Annotated in this window: 20 protein-coding genes; 15 read left to right on the forward strand and 5 right to left on the reverse strand. The window is 46.1% G+C overall.

Features of this window, described 5'->3' with window-relative positions:
* The first annotated feature begins 24 nt into the window (after positions 1 to 24).
* Complete coding sequence (locus NST47_RS15790) at positions 25 to 600, forward strand: TetR/AcrR family transcriptional regulator (RefSeq protein ID WP_341155980.1); 576 nt, start codon at positions 25 to 27, stop codon at positions 598 to 600.
* A gap of 5 nt (positions 601 to 605) precedes the next feature.
* The gene (locus NST47_RS15795; RefSeq protein WP_445667380.1) at positions 606 to 3293 is read left to right on the forward strand and encodes a phosphoenolpyruvate synthase; all 2688 of its coding nucleotides are present in this window, start codon (positions 606 to 608) and stop codon (positions 3291 to 3293) included.
* 59 nt (positions 3294 to 3352) lie between these two features.
* Here NST47_RS15795 and NST47_RS15800 read toward each other — a convergent pair whose 3' ends face one another.
* From NST47_RS15800 to NST47_RS15810, 3 genes are read right to left on the reverse strand one after another with little or no spacing between them, the layout of a single operon-like run.
* Positions 3353 to 4417 carry an ABC transporter substrate-binding protein gene (locus tag NST47_RS15800; RefSeq protein WP_341155982.1) on the reverse strand — a complete coding sequence of 355 codons (1065 nt, stop codon included), beginning with the start codon at positions 4415 to 4417 and terminating at the stop codon, positions 3353 to 3355.
* A 31-nt stretch (positions 4418 to 4448) separates the two neighbouring features.
* Positions 4449 to 5219 carry an ABC transporter permease gene (locus NST47_RS15805; RefSeq protein ID WP_341155983.1) on the reverse strand — a complete coding sequence of 257 codons (771 nt, stop codon included), beginning with the start codon at positions 5217 to 5219 and terminating at the stop codon, positions 4449 to 4451.
* Positions 5152 to 5991, reverse strand: coding sequence for an ABC transporter ATP-binding protein (locus tag NST47_RS15810; protein ID WP_341155984.1), 840 nt, complete (start codon positions 5989 to 5991; stop codon positions 5152 to 5154). Before NST47_RS15810 ends, NST47_RS15805 begins: the two co-directional genes overlap by 68 nt.
* A gap of 216 nt (positions 5992 to 6207) precedes the next feature.
* On the opposite strand from NST47_RS15810, the gene NST47_RS15815 reads away from it, so the two are divergent.
* From NST47_RS15815 to gndA, 7 genes are all read left to right on the forward strand, one after another.
* Positions 6208 to 7173: a stalk domain-containing protein gene (locus tag NST47_RS15815; protein WP_341155985.1), complete on the forward strand. Its 966-nt coding sequence runs from the start codon at positions 6208 to 6210 to the stop codon at positions 7171 to 7173.
* Between the two features lie 260 nt (positions 7174 to 7433).
* Positions 7434 to 8030 carry a hypothetical protein gene (locus tag NST47_RS15820; protein WP_341155986.1) on the forward strand — a complete coding sequence of 199 codons (597 nt, stop codon included), beginning with the start codon at positions 7434 to 7436 and terminating at the stop codon, positions 8028 to 8030.
* A gap of 142 nt (positions 8031 to 8172) precedes the next feature.
* Positions 8173 to 9189, forward strand: coding sequence for a LacI family DNA-binding transcriptional regulator (locus NST47_RS15825; protein WP_341155987.1), 1017 nt, complete (start codon positions 8173 to 8175; stop codon positions 9187 to 9189).
* Positions 9186 to 10457 carry a lactate racemase domain-containing protein gene (locus NST47_RS15830; protein WP_076235972.1) on the forward strand — a complete coding sequence of 424 codons (1272 nt, stop codon included), beginning with the start codon at positions 9186 to 9188 and terminating at the stop codon, positions 10455 to 10457. Before NST47_RS15825 ends, NST47_RS15830 begins: the two co-directional genes overlap by 4 nt.
* Positions 10454 to 12007, forward strand: coding sequence for a gluconokinase (locus tag NST47_RS15835; RefSeq protein WP_341155988.1), 1554 nt, complete (start codon positions 10454 to 10456; stop codon positions 12005 to 12007). The genes NST47_RS15830 and NST47_RS15835 overlap by 4 nt, the downstream gene beginning before the upstream one ends.
* 39 nt (positions 12008 to 12046) lie before the next feature.
* The gene (locus NST47_RS15840; protein WP_341155989.1) at positions 12047 to 12814 is read left to right on the forward strand and encodes an SDR family oxidoreductase; all 768 of its coding nucleotides are present in this window, start codon (positions 12047 to 12049) and stop codon (positions 12812 to 12814) included.
* Between the two features lie 105 nt (positions 12815 to 12919).
* Positions 12920 to 14332: an NADP-dependent phosphogluconate dehydrogenase gene (gene gndA, locus NST47_RS15845; RefSeq protein WP_341155990.1), complete on the forward strand. Its 1413-nt coding sequence runs from the start codon at positions 12920 to 12922 to the stop codon at positions 14330 to 14332.
* Here gndA and NST47_RS15850 read toward each other — a convergent pair.
* A complete protein-coding gene (locus NST47_RS15850; RefSeq protein WP_341155991.1) occupies positions 14313 to 14642 on the reverse strand; it encodes a hypothetical protein in 330 nt (109 codons plus the stop codon). The two genes, gndA and NST47_RS15850, sit on opposite strands and share 20 nt — an antisense overlap.
* A gap of 84 nt (positions 14643 to 14726) precedes the next feature.
* Between NST47_RS15850 and NST47_RS15855 the strand changes: the two genes are divergently transcribed.
* The gene (locus tag NST47_RS15855) at positions 14727 to 15233 is read left to right on the forward strand and encodes a shikimate kinase (RefSeq protein WP_341155992.1); all 507 of its coding nucleotides are present in this window, start codon (positions 14727 to 14729) and stop codon (positions 15231 to 15233) included.
* Between the two features lie 6 nt (positions 15234 to 15239).
* On the opposite strand, the gene NST47_RS15860 is transcribed toward NST47_RS15855, so the two are convergent.
* The gene (locus tag NST47_RS15860) at positions 15240 to 15533 is read right to left on the reverse strand and encodes a rhodanese-like domain-containing protein (protein ID WP_341155993.1); all 294 of its coding nucleotides are present in this window, start codon (positions 15531 to 15533) and stop codon (positions 15240 to 15242) included.
* A 172-nt stretch (positions 15534 to 15705) separates the two neighbouring features.
* Here NST47_RS15860 and aroA point away from each other — a divergent pair, with 172 nt between their 5' ends.
* The 5 genes from aroA to NST47_RS15885 all read left to right on the forward strand — a co-directional run bounded on the left by aroA (position 15706) and on the right by NST47_RS15885 (position 19929).
* A complete protein-coding gene (gene aroA, locus NST47_RS15865; protein WP_341155994.1) occupies positions 15706 to 16998 on the forward strand; it encodes a 3-phosphoshikimate 1-carboxyvinyltransferase in 1293 nt (430 codons plus the stop codon).
* A 30-nt stretch (positions 16999 to 17028) separates the two neighbouring features.
* The gene (locus tag NST47_RS15870) at positions 17029 to 17847 is read left to right on the forward strand and encodes a C39 family peptidase (RefSeq protein WP_341155995.1); all 819 of its coding nucleotides are present in this window, start codon (positions 17029 to 17031) and stop codon (positions 17845 to 17847) included.
* 44 nt (positions 17848 to 17891) lie between these two features.
* Positions 17892 to 18317: a CoA-binding protein gene (locus tag NST47_RS15875; RefSeq protein WP_341155996.1), complete on the forward strand. Its 426-nt coding sequence runs from the start codon at positions 17892 to 17894 to the stop codon at positions 18315 to 18317.
* Positions 18318 to 18319: 2 nt separating this feature from the next.
* Complete coding sequence (gene thiE / locus NST47_RS15880; RefSeq protein WP_341155997.1) at positions 18320 to 18973, forward strand: thiamine phosphate synthase; 654 nt, start codon at positions 18320 to 18322, stop codon at positions 18971 to 18973.
* A 203-nt stretch (positions 18974 to 19176) separates the two neighbouring features.
* Positions 19177 to 19929, forward strand: coding sequence for a hypothetical protein (locus NST47_RS15885; protein ID WP_341155998.1), 753 nt, complete (start codon positions 19177 to 19179; stop codon positions 19927 to 19929).
* The last annotated feature ends 93 nt before the right edge of the window (positions 19930 to 20022 follow it).

Below are 20022 nucleotides of genomic sequence, written 5' to 3' on the forward strand. Positions count from 1 at the left end.
TTCAGGGTGGAGGAGAGTATCATTGTGGATGAAGCTATGCGCATACGTATCGTACAGACAGCAACCGATTTATTTCATAAAAAAGGATATCGATCTATGACTTTGAGTGAACTGTCGGCACAGCTTGGGATGAGCAAGAAAACCTTATATGTGTATTTCAGTGGGAAGGAGCAGATCGCAGCGGCTGTGCTGGAGAACACGATGGCAGCGATCAGCGCCAGGATTGAAGAATCGATGCGGCAGGCTGGAGATCCGCTTCATTTATTGAGAGACACACTTTATGGAGTCAAACAAGAGCTTGTAAAGCTAAATCCGCTGTTTCTGGAGGATATTCAGAAATATATTCCAGAGCTGTGGGAACGTATTGAAGCTTTTCGCGCCGGACAGCTTACTTTTATTGAGAAACTGCTCGTTCAGGCTCAGCAGGCAGGATTGATTCGAAATGTCGATCCACGAGTTGCTGCTGTTCTTATGTCAGAAATTGTGCAGACCTTTTTGCGTCCGGATTTTGCCTCGAAGCATGGTTTTACAACGATTGATGTAGCTGAAACCTTGCTTGTCATGTTTACAGAAGGCCTTCGAATCCATAACGATCATTGAGGAGCGTGTGTGAGTTGAAAGGATACGTTCTTGACTTTACACAGATCGATGAGGACAGCATACCCATTGTAGGCGGAAAAGGTGCGAATCTTGGTGTAATGACGAGAGCTGGTTTACCGGTGCCTCCCGGGTTTTGTGTAACGACTAGCGCTTACCGCGATTTTATCGGGCAAAGCAGTCTGATGGAAGCCTATTTTCACCAGCTGGATGGGATTGAGGCCAACCAACTGAATGCGATATCCGAGCTTGGCCAAAGTATCCGCAAGCATCTGGTGACGTTAACCATTCCGGAAGCCATAACTGCTGAAATTATTGGCACCTGGGAGCAATCAGCTAAAGATAATGCCTATGCGGTTCGTTCCAGCGCGACAGCTGAGGATCTTCCCTATGCCTCATTTGCCGGGCAGCAGGATACGTATTTGAATGTAAAAGGAAGGGAGCAGCTGCTGCTGGCCATCCGTCAATGCTGGGCATCACTGTTTACGGATCGGGCCATTTCCTACAGAGCCAAGAATGGATTCGATCACCGCTCGGTGCAGTTATCGGTGGTTGTCCAGCAGATGGTGTTTCCCGAAGTATCAGGTATTATGTTCACTGCTGATCCGATTAGCGGTCATCGGGGAATCCTTTCTATTGATGCCAGCTATGGACTAGGAGAGGCTCTTGTATCGGGACTGGTCTCAGCGGATTTATATCAGGTGCATGCGGGAATGATCATTTCCAAGAAAATAGCCAAAAAGAAGCTCGCCATTTTCTCATTACCGGAGGGCGGCACCGTTACAAGGGATTTGCCTGAAGATATGCAAAGCAGGCAGGCACTTGAAGATTCGCAAATTGAACAACTGGCTTCTCTCGGTGTAAAAATCAAGGATCATTATGGAACGGATCAGGATATCGAATGGTGTTACGCAGGAGGTTCGATCTATATTGTCCAGAGCCGGCCGATTACGTCATTATACCCGCTTCCCCAATTGTTGACGGCAGCTGGAGAATCCCCCCATATTCTACTCTCGTTCGGGCACCAGCAGATGATGACTGATGCAATGAAGCCGATGGCGCTGTCGATCTGGCAGACGATGTTTCCATTCGGGAAACCTGCCGTTCAAGTCGAAAGCAGGTTGACGTATCGTGCTGGCGGAAGAATGTTTATTGATATCACTCCCATACTAACTCTTAAGCCGGCACGGAGTCTTGTACCCAAGGTTCTAAAAGGTGTTGACGAAATGATGGGCAGCGGTGTGGGTGAATACGTTCAACGGGATGCATTTATTCAAGGCATCAAGCAGCCAAAAGGACTTGCTATGGGAGTGGTAAGATTTGTCTTTCCCTTGCTCAGGAGAGTCGTTAACAATTTGCTATTTGCTGATACCTCACGGGCAGCTCACACCGTTAATACATGGTTAAGATCCTCGTTCCAAACGGGCAAGGATCAATTGACAGGCGTGAGTGGAGCCAATAGGGTGCTTGAAGTGCAGGAGCATGCCGGAAAGCTGCTGCGTTCCCTGTTTCAAGAACTGATGGCTTATCCGTTGTCGGGTGTTATTGCATCCAGACTGGTTCAAGGACTTGCTGTAAGATGGTTGCAAGACAATGAAGTCATACACATTTTGAATAAATCGCTGATTGGCAACGTGACCAGTGAGATGGGACTGATGATCGGTGATTTGGCGGATATCGCCAGGCAGTATCCCGAGGTCACCGCGTTAATTCATCAGGGCAGGGCATCAAGCTTTCGTGAGGATCTTTCGACGGTTGAAGGCGGTTCCGTTTTTTTACCAGCATGGGACCATTTTATTCAGTTGTATGGGATGCGCTGTGCAGGTGAAATCGATATTACACGCCCAAGATGGAGAGAAGACGCCAGCTCGCTGTTGCCCTCGATTGAAAGCCATATCAGAACGATGAGACATAAGGAACACAGGGAGCGGTTTGCACAAGGCGCAGTAGAGGCTCAAAAGGCTGCTGACGACTTGTTGGATCGTCTCGGGAAGCTGCCCTTCGGATGGTTTAAAAAGAGATTAATGAGCCGCTTGCTGCGAGTATTTCGCGATTTGATGTGCATTCGGGAGCATCCCAAATATTTGATGATGCAGCACTTCGGCTTATTCCGGGAGGCTATTCTGAAGGAAGCGCAAAGTTTGGTGCAGCAAGGAATTCTAATTGAAGAAGAGGATGTCTTTTACTTGACCTTGGATGAACTATTGTACTTGGCGAAAAGCAATCAGATCGAGCATCTCTCCCAAATGATCAATGGACGTAAACAGGAATATGAGCATTATAAGTCACTTACACCGCCGCGGCTGATGACAAGTGAAGGTGAGATCATTACGGGTCGTCGCAGTCACCAGGATGCACCAGAGCATGCACTGCTCGGAACCCCGGTGTCTGCAGGAATCGTAGAAGGCATTGCCCGCGTAGTATTACGTCCTGAGGATGCGAAGCTGAACAAAGGAGAAATCTTGATCGCGCCCTTTACAGACCCGGGGTGGACACCGCTGTTTCACTCGTGTGTGGGTCTGGTGATGGAGGTAGGTGGATTGATGACGCATGGTGCCGTCGTAGCGCGTGAGTACGGGCTTCCAGCTGTAGTAGGCATAGATGACGCAACCAAGCTGATTCATGATGGTGACCTGATTCGTTTGGATGGTACGCGCGGATTTGTAGTAGTCTTAACTCCAAGTACGAGATCATAGTTAAAAAGCCCTTCGAAGCATCACTTGGATGCTCAAAGGGCTTTTGACTTCATACAAGCTTATTTGCCTGCTTTCACTTCATTTAACAGGGTCAGATCCACAAATTTGCTTAGATCAAGCTCTTCCTTTTTAACGTCTTTAATATAGCCAGCATCGATAGAAACCTTGGCCATTTCTTCAATGGCTTCCTTGCTTACATCTGTGGTGAGGCTAAAACGGCCCAGGGAAGCTTTAATCAGATTGATTTCCATTCCTTTGCCACTCAAAGCTTTTAGACGATTGTTAATAAGCTCATAAGATTTATCCGGGTTATTCTTGATAAAGTCAACAGCTTCTGCATTGGCTTTAATCGCTTGCTTCGTCATTTCACGGTGATCCTTCAGGAACTTGTCGCTAACAGCCAGCAAGGTCAAAGGATAGTTACCATTATTAGGAGGGATTTTGTCCCAATCTACGATGATTTTGCCTACGCCTTCCTGCTCCATTTGTGTACCCCAAGGCTCTGGAACAAGAGTCGCATCAATTTCTTTTTGTCTCATCGCTACCATGGTGTCAGCAGGTGCACGCGCAATGATATTCACGCCGGTTTTATCTGTAGTGATTTTCAAATTATTTTGTTGAAGCAGCAGGCGCAAAGAGATTTCGTTTGTGCTGCCTTTTGTTGGGATCGCGACAGTTTTGCCAAGTAAATCCTTAGGGCTTGTGATACCTGAATCTTTGGCTGCTACCAGTACAGCTCCACCATTGGTAGACCCGCTGACGATACGGAAGTTTTTACTTTTAACGAATTGGTTGGTAGCAGGCCCAGGTCCTGTGTACCCCAGATCAATCTGATCTGTAGCTAAGGCAGTGGAGAAATCGGAGCCGTTGTCAAAGCCGACAACCTCGATCTTAACTTTATCTCCCCATGCTTTTTGGAACAGACCTTGCTCCAAAGCAACATAACCGGCTGCATGTGTGACATTTTTGAATATGCCGATACGAACGGTTGATGCCGTTGGTGCTTGTGGAGCTGCTGCTCCGCCAGCGGCAGGTGCGGTGGTCTCTTCTTTTTTGCCGCATGCCGACAGAATCAATACGGTAACCAGCAGCAGGGCCAATAATAGTGATCCTTGTTTTTTCATCGTTTAACTCTCCCTTTTGTATAAAATGTCGCTATTTTTTATTTTTATTCTCGGCTAGGCCGTAGCGAATCAAAATCGTATCCTCCAACCGTTTGAAGCAAAAATGGTCGGAAAGAGTACCCAGAACAGCAATAATGATAACTACACACAGCATCAATGCGGTATCCGACAAGCTTCTTCCATCCTGTAGAAGTTGACCCAGGCCAACGCCTTTGGCAATCAGCTCCCCTGATACTAATGCACGCCAGGCAAATGCCCATGCGACACGAACTCCCGTGATCATATGAGGAAAGGCGGCAGGCACCATAACCTGATAAAACATTCGAAAGCCATTGCCTGTGCCCATCGTTCGTGCAGCCTTCAGGTACAAAGGAGGAATATTCATAATACCGGTTCGGCTTGACATAGCCATAGTCCAGGTTGCCCCAAGTGTAGTGATAAATACGACAGAGAAGTCGTTCATTCCGAACCAGATGATAGCAAAAGGCAGCCAGGCGATACTTGGGACGGTCTGCAAGGCCACGACCAGGAAGCCGAGGGTATCATCCAGAAAGCGGTATCTGGCGAATAAAAAGCCGAGTGTAACTCCAATCGATATAGCCAGTACAAAAGCCGTCAGCAGCCTGCGTATGCTCTGCAGCGTCGCTTCCAGCAGCTGTCCGTGCACAAAGCCGTCATAGAATGCTTGCGCGGTCTGGACAACAGAAGGGAATTTCCAGCCCCAATCGAATATTCTAAATCCCGCTTCCCATGCTATTAGAACTACGATCAGAAAGAGTGTTCTTCTTAAGGCTGTACTCATCGCCCATCTCCTCCTTTACGACTTTTTCCAACTCATCGGCAAGAACTTCCATGATGTTGGTTTCCGTATGGTGAAGAAGGGGGTCGGATGCATCCCGTGGACGCTCTGCCTGAACGGTGAATTCTTTTTTTATGGTTCCAGGTCTCGTCGACATCACGAGTACACGATCAGATAAAATAACGGCTTCACGTATATTATGGGTGATGAAGAGAATCGTTTTCTTGGTCCGCATCCAGATTTCTTCCAGCTCTTTATGTAAAATAAGCCTGGTTTGTTCATCCAATGCCGCAAACGGCTCATCCATCAACAGAATTTCAGGGTCCATCGCCAAAGCGCGGGCAATAGCCGCTCGTTGCTTCATCCCGCCTGATAGCTCATGCGGATAACGATCTGCAAATCTGCTCAAGTGAACGGATTTGATTTGCTCCATCGCCAGCTCCTCGCGTTCCTTCTTGCCCAATCCTTTTTGCTTAAGCCCAAATGCTACATTGTCGAGCACGGTTAACCATGGAAACAAGGCGTGCTCCTGAAATACGACGACACGGTCGGGTCCGGGTGTGCTGCAGTCTTTACCGTTGACGGTTATAGTTCCCTGCTGCGCATGCTCAAGTCCTGCTACCAAATTTAAGAGTGTAGATTTGCCGCAGCCCGATGGTCCCAGCAAGGAGACGAATTCCCCTTTTTGAATGGTCAGTGACACGTTGTCAATTGCAGTGAATGTGCCACCTGTACGCTGCTGGAACGTCTTGCTGATGTTCTTGATTTCAATCATGTGTTGCTCACTCCTTCATGAACTCCGTACAAGTTAGTTTTCTTCTGAAAGATCACACTAAAAGTATATACCAACCTATTCTATCGGAATTAACATATTTGTCAATATAAACTTTATGAAGGAGAAAAGGGTCATCGTGCCGAAGTAGTCTCATTCAAGTATTTACAGTCTTACACGATACCACCAATTCATGAACAAGAAAGGTTTGGATAGCGAATGAAACGATGGAAACGCGTGCTGATTACAGGAACTCTACTGACAACTGCCTTCACGGCCGGCGTGTATGCTGAGGATGTGCTTCAACGGGTCGACGCCTATTTGCGACCTGATTTCAACGTAGTGCTCGACGGTAAACAGATCCAATTAGAAAGTCCAACATTAGTGTATGCGGATAAAACCTACTTATCTTTGAAGGAGCTTGGTAATCTGTTGGGGGCTAGTGTTATTTGGAAAGATGTGAATAAGACCATCTATATCAACAGCCGGATCAATCCCGAGCAGCAGGTTGTCGAGAAGGACCAATCCATAGAAGAATTCAAATTCCGTACCCCATACTCCATCAAAGTAAACTACCTGGGAGCCGAGTACCCCTTGATGCTGGCTTACGCTGATGAGGGTACAGGAGTGAGAAATAATTTGATTTATTACCGTCTTTCCGATGTGAGGAAAATGGGTATCGATACAAATGGCTTGAAGCAATCCAAAGAAAAACTGACCGGAGCTATATACATAAGTGAGCCTGAAATGAAAAAGCGCCTGAAGCAAATGCCCACACCAATTTATAATGGTAGTGAGCGGTATGTGATAGCTGGTGAAATTAATACGAATAGAATCAAGGCATTGCAAACATATGTCAAAGAAAATGGCAGCACACGTACTGACGATATCACATTCACGAACATTCCTGTGATGATCGAGAAGATGGATACAGAGAACATGTACGAGTACTTGTATTATCAAACTAGGACTTCATCCAAATTTACGATCAGCCATTATATTTCCACCAAGCTGATCTTAACCAAAATGGAAGAAAAATTGGTCGATGGCTCGGATGGCTATACGATTAATAATTATGGTTGGACGGATTTGGATGATCAATTGGAACGTGAAGTTACACGTAAGGAAGATGAAGCGAGAAAAGCCAAGGAAGAAGAATCAATAAGACAGGCTTCTGAAAAATAGGGGAATAGCGAACAAAAGCTTTATTCAGCGAATCGTCTGGGCACTGTCTGGACGGTTTATTTTGTTTTTCCAAAAAATAAATAACAATTAATTAATAAAGCAAGTTGCCAAAACATAGAATTCATAATAAAATAACAATAAGTAACTGAATCTTCTGACTATTTTATGGAAATGTAGTCATGGTGTTGTCATTGTTCGTGCATCATTCGTGCAGCAGCAAATTCACAGTGAGTGCCAAGCACATATTGGAGGGGATTGCCGTGAGTAAGAGTCATGAAGTTGAATACTGCAACCTTGAGTTACGATTTGACCGTCGGCTAATCCGTAATTTCATTAAGTCGCTTATCCAGGAAGGCTACTCATTGTATTGGAATGAAAGCGAGCAGCAATTTATTGTATCGATTCGTACCGGCAGAAAGCTGGTAAAGCTGAAATTCCAAAGGCTGGGAGATCGTTATAAAATTGTTGGCAACTATTCCTTTAAGGATGAGAAGCTTGCTGAACTGATGGAAAAAATGATTGGGGATACCCGCGGTCATGCAATCGTCAAACGCTTCAAGGACAGACAAATTTTGATCGAAAATATTATGTTTGGTGAAATTATCCGGATGGTCGAAATCTCGGGGGTGGAGCATAAGGTGCTATTCCAAAAGGAATCTGGAGTTACATTGGATGAAATGATGCAAGCGTTCCGATCGAAGCGTCTGGAAGAGCGTATTCCGGTTCTGCGAATGGAGCTCGATTACGAGCTGATGAGTCTACAGGATGCGCTTCAAGCCAAGGATTCGGAAGCCATTCATATTAGCAAAGAAAGGTTGTTGGAGCTCAGGCATGAAATGTTGCAACTGGAAATGTAAACAGTTTGATTAAATGGTCTGTGGAATTCTGCGCAGGCCATTTTTCATGCATAGAAACAGCAAAAAGCGTGTATGGAGCGCAAAAATTGCTCGTTGTTAACGTGTGCAGCAATATGATATGATAAATTTCGAGGTGGTAGGATTGAGCGTTACAATCAAGGATATCGCCAAGCTGGCAGGCGTCTCTCATACAACGGTTTCCCGTGCTTTGAACGACAGCCCTTTAATTAACCAGGAAACAAAGGAAAAAATCAGACTGCTAGCGGCACAATTGCATTATACACCGAATTATAACGCCAAAAGTCTTGTACTTGATCGATCTTACAATCTTGGCTTGTTTTTTTCAACTCTACACACGGGTACATCGGCGGGTTTTCTATACGAAGCCATTAAAGGTGTTAACGATGTGATTCAAGATCGATACAACCTGATTGTACGCGGAATCGACGACTATACGAGCTTTCACAAGGTTAATCGCAAAAGCTATGATGGGATTATCGTCATGAGTCAGAGCGCAACCGACCAACCTTTTATTGAATATGCGGCTGGGCTCGAGATTCCGCTTATTGTGCTGAACCGCCAGATTGAGCATGTTCAGGTTATGAATATGGTTCCAGACGACAAGCGCGGCGCTTATTTGATCGTGGAATATTTGATTTCCCAGGGACATCGGCAAATCGCCATTATAGAGGGAAAGCAAAATTTCAAATCGACACAAGCACGCCGCGAGGGTTATCAGGAAGCAATGGAAGCCTATCAGGTTCCGTTAAGTTTGGATTATCAGCAGCAAGGGAACTATGATTTAGAAAGCGGTCATACCGCGATGAACCGACTGTTGGAGCTCGAGAATCAACCGACCGCCGTTTTTTGCTGCAATGATGATATGGCACTGGGTGCGATCAAAGCCATAACAGAAAAACAGCTGAGTGTTCCGGGTGACATCTCTGTGGTCGGCTTCGATGATCATATTTTCTCGGGCTTTATGACACCAGCGCTGACGACGGTTCGACGGCCGATCGAGCAAATCAGCAGAGAAGGCGCAGCCAAGCTGTTATCTTTTATTGAATCGAAGCAGGTAGAAAAAGAAACGATTTTTTTTCATACGGAGCTCGTGATTCGGGAATCCGTAACCAACATAACAGGAGGTTTACAACGATGAGTATCTTAAGAGAAGTTCTCAAAGACATTCCGATTCCACAAATGGTGCGTATCCGTCAAAAATTCGATGGCACCAAGCTCGACAATCTGGAACAATCTCTGAAGCTTGAGCTGCAAAAGCCGGGTACGATCGACCGGATCAAGCCCGGACAGCAGGTTGCTGTAGCCGTAGGGAGCCGGGGCGTTGCGAACATTGATCTGTTTACGAAAATTACGATTGATGCCATTAAACAAGCAGGTGGCCATCCTTACATTGTTCCTTGTATGGGAAGTCATGGTGGGGCAACGGCTGAAGGCCAGAAGGATGTGCTGCATCATTTGGGTGTTACCGAGGAATTGATGGGAGCTCCAATCCGTTCTTCCATGGAGGTTATCAAGCTTGACGAGCTTCCTAACGGTTTGCCTGTTTATGTGGATCAAATTGCTTCGACAGCGGACGCAATTGTCGTGATTAATCGAGTGAAGCCCCATACGGCTTTTCGCGGGAGAATTGAGAGCGGGATTATGAAAATGATCGCGATCGGTCTGGGCAAGCAAAAAGGGGCGGAAGCCTGCCATCAGCTCGGATTTAAATATATGGCTGAAAATGTGCCGGCTATGGCTACCATTATGATCGACAAGCTGCCGATTGTGTTCGGCGTTGCTCTTGTCGAGAATGCCTATGATCAAACGTGCCGCATTGAAGTATTGCCTGCTGAACAAATCGAAGCACGTGAAGAAGAGCTGCTTAAGGAAGCGAAGGAAAGACTTCCGAAGATTTTGTTCGATCAGGTCGATGTGCTGGTGATCGATTACATTGGCAAAAACATTAGTGGAGACGGTATGGACCCGAATGTAACAGGCAGATATCCAACGCCTTATGCACATGGTGGACCCGATGTATCCAAAATGGTTGTGCTGGATTTGACACCTGAAACCAAAGGAAATGCCAACGGGGTAGGAACGGCAGACTTTACGACACAGCGTTTAGTCGATAAAATGGATTTGGCTGCAACTTTTGTTAATGGGCTGACTTCAACGGTATGTGCACCGACCAAAATTTCGACTACGCTCGATAACGACTTCTATGCAATTAAAGCCGCTGTCAAAACTTGTAATATTCTGGATTACACCAAATGTCGTCTTATCCGCATTCAGGATACGCTGCACTTGGGTGAAATCGAAATTTCGGTGAATCTGCTGGAGGACGCCAAAAAGCATGCGGATATTGAGATTTTAAGCGAGCCTTACGATCTCCAATTTGACAGTGAAGGGAATTTGGTACAATGAGCTTGTCGTCACAAAAGCCTTACATCATAGCGGCTGATCTCGGTACAACAAGCGCCAAGACGCTCGTTATTGACCGGGATGGCCGGGTGTTGGCTTCACATTCCGTAGAATATCCGATGTACACTCCGCGCCCGGATATGGCGGAGCAGGACCCGGATGAAATTTTTGCTGCGCTTTTAACTTCGGTTCAGGCCGTCATTGCCAAGGCAAGAATTTTGCCAAGCCAGATTTTGTGCGTATCATTCAGCTCGGCCATGCATAGCTTGATTGCGGTCGATCGTGAATTGAATCTCCTGACGCCTAACATTATTTGGGCTGATAATCGTAGTGTTGGTTATGTGAAGGTATTGAACGAACAGCTTGACGGTCATCAGATCTACATGAATACCGGCACGCCAATCCATCCGATGTCCCCACTGCTTAAGCTGATGTGGCTTCGGGACAACCAACCGGATGTTTTTGAGCATGCACATAAGTTTATCGGTATCAAGGAATATATATTTGCCAAGCTGTTCGGGCAGTATGTGATCGATTATTCGATAGCGAGTACGACCGGACTTTTCAATCTGCGCAAGCTGGATTGGGACGAGCAAGCTATGAAAGCCTGCGGTGTTCGCAGGGAGCAGCTGCCAGACCCGGTTTCAACGACGCATCATCTCGCAGGCATGAAGCAGCAGTACGCTCAAGCTATGGGACTTCACGCGGATACGCCGTTTGTACTCGGTGCAGCTGATGGAGTTTTGGCAAACCTGGGTGTAGGCGCTTTTGAAGAGGGCATATACGCGGTTACTATCGGTACGAGTGGTGCTGTTCGTGGTGTTGTGCGGGAGCCTATTACCGATCCGAAGGGGCGGCTGTTTTGCTATGCCCTCAAGGAAGACTTCTGGGTCGTTGGAGGAGCGATTAATAACGGTGGGATCATGTTCCGCTGGGTGCGCGATCAATTGGCTACAGCAGAAGCTGAGGAAGGTCGGCGACGCGGCCTCGATCCTTACGACTATTTGACCTCTATTGCAGAGGAAGTCGCAGCTGGCTCTGACGGTCTTATTTTCCTGCCGCTGCTTGCCGGAGAACGGGCTCCTTATTGGAATGCCAACGCTCGAGGCGTATTTTTTGGATTGTCCTTGTATCATCAGAAAAAGCATATGATCCGTGCCGTTATGGAAGGGGTCATGTACCGGATACAATCCGTTCTTTCCGCGTTAGAAGAGCTTTCAGGACCTACGAAGGAAATACGCGCATCCGGCGGCTTTGCCCGGTCCAGCTTTTGGCTGCAAATGATGTCTGATGTAACAGGGAGCTCGGTTGTAGTGCCGAATACGATTGAAAGCTCGGGACTCGGTGCGGCTCAGCTTGGCTTACTTGCTATGGGCGAGATCAAAGACTTTTCGGTCGTTCACGACTGGATGCAGGTGCAACACAATTATTCAGCCAATCAGGAACATTTTGAGCTGTACAAGCAGCTGACCGGTATTTATGGTCGTGTCTACCATCAGCTGAAGGATGAGTTCGAATCGATCGCTGCTTTTCAACATGCGCATACGAAATAATGAAAACTAATAATTTTGACAAATTTGAGGAGGTTCATCATGAATTTATTTGATCTGACAGGAAAAACAGCAATCGTTATCGGTGGTAACAGTACTTTGGGTGGTGCTATGGCAATAGCTCTGGGAGGACATGGAGCCAATGTTGCGATTGTTGGCCGTAATCAGGAAAAATCCGAAATCGTGAAACAAAGTATTTTGGAAGTTGGCGGCAAAGCAGAAGTTTTTTCTGCAGATGCTACAGTTGCTGGGGACTTGCAAAAAGTGCTGACGGATGTGTTGGCATGGACAGGCCGTGCGGATATTTTGATGAATTGCCCCGGCATGAACAGCCCAACGCCGTTTTTTGACTTGAAAATGGAAGAATGGGACTCTATCATGGACGTAAACCTGAAAAGTGTCGTACTAGCCAGTCAAGTATTTGGAAAACATATGGTTGATAAAGGTGAGGGCGGCAGTATCATCAACATTTCGTCGGCTTCTTCACAGGTTCCTTTATCACGCGTATTCACTTACTCGGCTTCCAAAGCAGCCGTTAACAGTGTAACCAAATTTCTTGCCCGTGAATTTGCACCTGCGAACGTTCGCGTGAATGCGATTATTCCTGGTTTCTTTCCGGCAGAACAAAACCGCAAGCTCTTGACTCCTGAGCGTACGGCGTCTATTATGGGCCATACACCGATGAATCGATTTGGGGAAGCGGAAGAGCTGCAGGGAGCGGCTGTATTTTTGGCTTCCAATAAGGCTTCAAGCTTCGTAACAGGCTCACTTTTGACAGTTGATGGCGGCTTCACAGCAATGACAATCTAATCGACTTTTTGAACTTGTACTAATAATCTTTTGAAATTCATCGAGAAATGTTTATAATTACAAGTGAGTCGTAACGAAACTATATGCAGGAGAGGGAGAAAACAGATGTCTAAACAGCAAGTTGGCGTAATCGGATTAGCAGTTATGGGTAAGAACCTGGCATTGAACATTGAAAGCAGAGGATTTACTGTCTCTGTGTACAACCGTTCCCGTGAAAAAACGGATGCCCTGATTGAGGAAGCAGCAGGCAAAAACCTGGTTGGTACATACAGCATCGAAGAATTCGTAGCTTCTCTGGAAACACCTCGCAAGGTACTGATCATGGTACAAGCAGGTGCTGGAACAGACGCAACTATCGATTCGCTTGTACCACTTTTGGATAAAGGCGATATTATTATTGACGGCGGTAATGCTTATTTCCCTGATACGCAGCGCAGAAATAAAGACCTGCAAGCACATGGTCTTCGCTTTATCGGTACTGGGGTTTCCGGTGGTGAGGAAGGCGCTTTGAAAGGTCCTTCGATCATGCCAGGCGGCCAAAAAGACGCATATGAGCTGGTTGAACCTATCTTGACTGCAATCTCTGCTAAGGTTGGCGGCGATCCTTGCTGCACATATATCGGACCTGACGGTGCTGGTCACTACGTGAAAATGGTTCACAACGGCATCGAGTACGGCGACATGCAGTTAATCTGCGAAGCTTACCAGCTGTTGAAGGATGTACTGGATGTTAGCACGGACGAACTGCACGAAATTTTCTCCGAGTGGAATAAAGGCGAGCTTGACAGCTACCTGATTGAAATCACTACAGACATTTTCACGAAAAAAGATCCGGAAACCGGCAAGCCTATGGTTGATGTGATTCTTGATTCCGCAGGTCAAAAAGGAACCGGTAAATGGACAAGCCAAAGCTCTTTGGACCTTGGAGTACCATTGTCCATCATTACGGAATCCGTATTCTCACGTTTCCTCTCTGCTATGAAGCAAGAGCGCGTAGCTGCGAGCAAAGTATTAAACGGACCTAACGTTTCCAAATATACAGGCGATCGCAAAGAATTCATCGAAGCTGTTCGCAAAGCGCTGTATGCAAGCAAAATTTGCTCATACGCACAAGGCTTCGCTCAAATGAGAGCCGCTTCTGTTGAATATAATTGGAGTCTGGATTACGGCAGTATCGCCATGATCTTCCGTGGTGGCTGCATCATTCGTGCCCGCTTCCTGCAAAATATCAAGGACGCTTATGACCGCGATCCTGAGTTGAAAAACCTGCTGCTTGACGGCTACTTCCAGGATATTGTAAGCAACTATCAGGATGCATGGAGAAATGTAATTGCAACTGCCGTAACTCGCGGTATTCCTGCTCCAGCATTTGCTTCTGCCCTGGCTTACTACGATAGCTACCGCACAGAGCGTTTGCCTGCAAACCTGCTTCAGGCTCAAAGAGATTATTTCGGAGCGCATACTTTCCAACGTCTGGATAAAGAGGGTTCATTCCACTTTAACTGGATGGAGAACTAGGAGAAACGGGAAGAGATGGATCCGTCAATGAATCGGATTGCAATCCGTATACGGCTTCTGCTATCCAGGTCTTAAGACGATCCGCCTCTTGATCGAAGCCGTTGCGCCGCTGAATCAGCATCAAAGATATTTCTGCAAAATAATGAAAGTTTTGCAGTAAGCGTGGCTGAGAGAGCTCAAGTAATTGAGGGTTCTTCTCAGCCACCTTTTTTTTGATAAAGCCCAATATCCACACAATATCATCTTTACACAGTAAATGAGCGGGATCGAGAATCTGCTCAATTTTTTGCTTCGATACATCAGATTTCATCATAACACTCCTTAGCTTGGGGTGTAGGTACCATTCATCTTATGACTTTGTCCAAGTTTCTATTCATGGTGAGGTGTCAGAATAATGATAGTAAAAAATGTTGTTTTGATCGGTTTTATGGGAACAGGGAAGTCGACAGTAGGCAAAGCGCTTGCGGGGAGACTTGGTTGGCAGTTTGTTGACACCGACCAAAAGGTGGAAGAGCGTCAAGGAATGACAATCTCTGATATGTTTGCGACACTTGGGGAATCGGCTTTTCGCCAAGTGGAGAGTGAGACCCTGGATCGTGTTCTTGAACAATCCTCACAGGTTATATCTACAGGGGGCGGCGCCGTATTGGCTGAGCGTAACCGTCAGAGTATGAAAAAGGACGGCTATGTCATTGCTTTAAAGGCCGCTGCCCAAACAATCATTGAGCGGGTCAAGCATGACCAGAGCCGTCCCTTGGTGCAGGGTGACGTCGAAGAACGCGTCCATAAGTTGTTGGAATCGCGTCGGAATGCATACGATTTCGCTGATCTTATTATTGATACGACAGGGGTTCCTGTCGAGGCGATCGTGGAGCAGATTATAGCATCAACCCAGAATTGAGCTGACTCAGGATTCGTCCCAAGCGAGCATCCCACCGGTCAGGTTTTTCAAATTCGTATAGCCTTGTGCTTGCAAATAATCGTAAGCCTTTCCGCTGCGACCACCGCTGCGACATACAAGAATCGTCTCTTGATCCAGTGGGATTTCATCCAATCGCTCTGGTATTTGCATGAGCGGTATGAGGACTGCGCCTGGTATGACACCAAGAGCTGTTTCTTCTGGCTCACGTACATCAATAATGTGTAATTTTTCATTGTGATTCAAGCGAGCCTTGAGCTGTTCTGGCGTAATTGATTCCATCTGTGTAACCCTCCTATGTATTTTTGATCTAAGCATGTCTATGATATCGATTATAGCAAGCGGGTGTCAACTTCACGGTTTGCAACCTCGAATCACTATGGTAAACTTATACTAACTGCGTCTTGATCAAAGTCAACAGGAATTATTTGCTGAACAGGAGAGATACATATTCATGAAAGCCATTGTAAAACCGACAAATTTATTAGAAGGTACAATAAATGCACTTTCCTCTAAAAACTACACTACCCGATACCTGTTAATCGGTGCTTTGGCAGAGGGAACAAGCACGATATATTACCCTGCACATAGCGAAGACAGTGATGCTATGCGTCGTTGTATCCGTGATTTGGGTGCTATCGTTGAGGAAGATGAAGAAAAGATGACCATTCAGGGCTTTGGCAGGAATCCTCGTGATGTGTCGGAACTGAATGTTGGCAATGCGGGAGCCGTGCTTCGTTTCTTAATGTCTGTCGCTGCATTTTGTCCTAAAGTGACCTTTATTAATGCTTACCCGGATTCTTTAGGAAAAAGACCGCATAACGATTTAATCGATGCACTTAAACAGATGGGTGTAGAGGTCGATGATAATCAAGGAAAGCTGCCGATTACGATTGGCAAGGGAAAGCTGCATGGAGGCAAAATCCAGGTTTCTGGAAATGTAAGTTCGCAGTTTCTGAGCTCGCTGCTATTTATGACCCCACTGCTTGATGAAGATAGCGAGATCGAGGTGCTTCACGATTTGAAGTCCAAGGTCATTGTGGGACAAACACTGGAAGTGATTGCACAGGCAGGTATTCAGATTGAGGCTTCCGAGGATCTGATGCATTACACGATCCGTGGCGGGCAAAAGTATCAACCGCAAAAGTATGTCGTACAAGGCGATTATCCCGGCTCTGCCGCAATATTGGCTGCCGCGGCAGTTACCCAATCCGATGTCAAGATACTCCGTTTGGAAGAAAACAGCAAGCAGGGTGAAAAGGCGGTTGTCGATGTTTTACGTGCAATGGGTGTGAATTTGACGCATGAGAATGGTGTTGTCCATGTAAAAGGAAACCAGCAGTTGAAGGCTGGCGAATTTGATGGTGATCATTTTACCGATGGTGTATTGGCCATGGTGGCTGCTGCTGTGTTTGCTGAAGGTACATCCCGATTCTATAACGTGGAAAATTTGCGCTACAAGGAATGTGACCGTATTACCGATTTCGTAAACGAGCTGCGCAAAGCGGGAGCAGATGTGGAAGAAAGACAAAGTGAAATCATTATTCATGGTCGGCCTCAGGGAGTTACCGGAGGTGTTGAGATCAATGCCCATTACGATCATCGTGTCATAATGGCTTTGACTATAGTAGGTCTTCGTTCAGAAAAGGGACTCACGATTAACGATGCACATCATGTAGCGAAATCATATCCTCATTATTTCGAGCATTTGATTTCCTTGGGCGCACAAATTGAGTTTGTTGAATAATAAATATTCTAGACAAGTGGGTTGATGGTCATGCCTGTACTTTGGAAAGGAATCCAAGTTACATTCGGCTTTTTTCTCATACTGGGTCTCCTGTTTGCCAGTGGTGTTTTTTCGATGCTGCTGTACGCCAAAATTACCGGACAAGGCTGGTTCAGCGAATCTTCGACGATTGCCTATGCGGATACATTGGGGGCCAGACAGCCCATCATCACTACGGCTTCTCCGCCACCTCTGACTCCGATTCCATTGGCCTCTTCAGCTATGCTGAAGGCTCCAGCGATCCGTCAACACCCTGAGCTTCCATCGGGCTGTGAAATTACAAGCCTGACGATGATGCTCCAATATTACGGAGTAGCCAAAAGCAAGCTGGAGCTGGTGCCTGAGATGAAGCGTGATAATACGCCATTAAAGCGGAACAAGGATGGTTCAATCGCTTATTGGGGGAATCCTAACTTGGGATTTGTCGGGGAGGTTACAGGCTCTGCCAAAGGCTTTGGTATTTATCATGGTGCATTATTTGAGTTGCAAAAAAAATATATCCCGACAGCTATGGATTTAACGAATCAACCCTTTGATATGCTCGAGCAGCAGCTTCGTGATGGCATTCCGTCGCTGGTCTGGACCACAATCAATTTTCAAGTGCCCGATAATTGGGTAGTTTGGGATACACCGATAGGACCGATTGAGACAACTTTTATGGAGCATGCTGTATTGCTTGTCGGATTTGATGAGCACAATGTATATGTCAACGATCCTTCTACGGGTAAAAGCAATGTAAAAATTGATAAAGCGCAATTTCTCGGAACCTGGGAAGCGATGGGACGTCAAGCTTTAAGCTATAAACTATAAGTATCCAAGTAATGTCAAATCAAAACTACAAGGAGCTGGTCGTTATGGCGTTTGAAAATCCTTCAAGAGATCGTATCAAGGAGCTGCTTAAGAATGCCGGTAACATTGCTGTCGTAGGTTTATCGGATAAGCCTGATCGCACCTCATACATGGTAGCTGAAGCCATGCAAAGCAAGGGCTACAGGATCATTCCAGTCAATCCCAATGCGAAGCATATCCTTGGTGAAATATGTTATCCATCACTTTCCGATATTCCGGAGCCAGTCGATATAGTCAACGTTTTTCGGCGCAGTGACCAGGTTGTACCTGTAGCTGAAGAAGCTGTGAAAATTAATGCAAAAGTATTTTGGCTTCAATTAGGTATCTTTAATGATGAAGCGGCCGAGATTGCCAAAAGCGGTGGACTTGAAGTCATTATGGATCGTTGTATTAAAGTTGAAGATGCTATATTACTGCCTGGAGGGAAATAACGGTGTTTCAGAATCGTCTGTCACAGGATTTACAGGTTTATCTGGTTATGGGTCTGGATGGCTTCGGAGAACGAACCGCTCTTGAGATAGCTCAGGAGGCTTTGGCTGACGGAGTGACGATGATTCAACTGCGGGAGAAAAAGGCGCCATTAAAGCAGATTTTGGAGCAGGGAGCCGAATTGAAGGCTTTGTGCCGACAATACAAGGTTCCATTCATGGTTAATGATCGAATCGATGTTGCTCTGCTGCTTGATGCAGATGGTGTTCATGTGGGTCAGGACGATATACCGGGTACAGAAGCGCGTCGTTTGCTGGGTCCCGATAAAATTATCGGAATATCGGCGGGCACGATGGAGGAAGCGGAATGGGCAATGTCCAATGGAGCCGATTATTTGGGGGTTGGCCCTATTTATTCAACTTCTACTAAGCTGGATGCTGGTCATGCCATTGGAGGAGATTTAATTCGCGATATTACGGCCAGATGGTCAATCCCTATCGTAGGGATTGGTGGTATCGATGAGACTAACGCAATTGAAGTAATCCGTGCTGGAGCAAATGGGATTGCCGTAGTTTCGGCTATTTATAACCATCCGGACCCAGGTTATGCCGCACAGTCTTTACTACGTATGGTGCGGGATGTCTCTGACAGAGTCTGATCAGCTAACGGTTCCCTACCTAATATAACGGCAATAAAAAGACAAGAATTCCCGTTCTTGTCTTTTGTCGTTTCTAAGCGAATTCCAGCAGCTTCCATTCATAAAGCTCGTCAACCTAAGAGACAATATGAAAAGCTTCTGGAAAAGCAGGGCCTAGTCCTGATGGCTTCGGAAGACTTGTGGATTTCTAGGAGGAATTGTACATGTATCAAAACAACCAGCAAAACGCTTATCAAAATCAGTTCGGTGCATCCAACTCAGGCTCTCAATACCGTGGTTTGGAGACTAAGTACCAGCCAATAGGCAATGTGCAGTCTCAATATAATCAATCACTTGGCCTAAGCAACTCGAACAATTTTCAAACTAGTATCCCATACAACAATCAATTTGCCAACAACCAAACTCAAAGCCAGGATGCATTCCATACGGCCAATTATCGTGGCAATCAGCAAGGACATGACGCTTACCTGAGATCGGATTCCACACAAACAGCACAAAGCCAATTTGGTATGGGTACAGGTTATAGCAACCAGGCATCCTCGTATGGAAACATCAATAACAATGCATTGTATGGCTATCAAAACCAGTTTTCAAATCAAACACAAAACCCGAATTCCTTTCATACCGCAAGCTATATGGGAAATCAACCAGGGCATGACGCCTATCTGAGATCGGATTCCACACAAACAGCGCAAAGTCAGTATGGTATTGGAGCTCCAAACAATGCATACAATGCAGGAAGCAGCAGCCAATACGGTTCCAATCAACAAAACCAGCAAAATCAAAATCAACAAAATCAATCGTTTAGTCAATTTCAAAGTCCCCAGTCCTACTACACAGCTAACTATCGTGGAAACCAACAGGGTCACGATGCCTATCTGAGATCAGACTCTACACAACCATCACAAAGCCAATACAGCCAGTCCAACAATTCGTTTAGCCGCTACCAATTTTAACTTAAGCTTAACAAAAGCGGGCCATTGGCCCGCTTTTCCTTATCTATTCCAAACGTGCATGAATGAGGTTCATTTGTTTGACAAAATCAGGCT

Source organism: Paenibacillus sp. FSL H8-0034, from assembly GCF_038000305.1.
In the GTDB taxonomy this organism is placed as follows: Bacteria; Bacillota; Bacilli; order Paenibacillales; family NBRC-103111; genus Paenibacillus_S.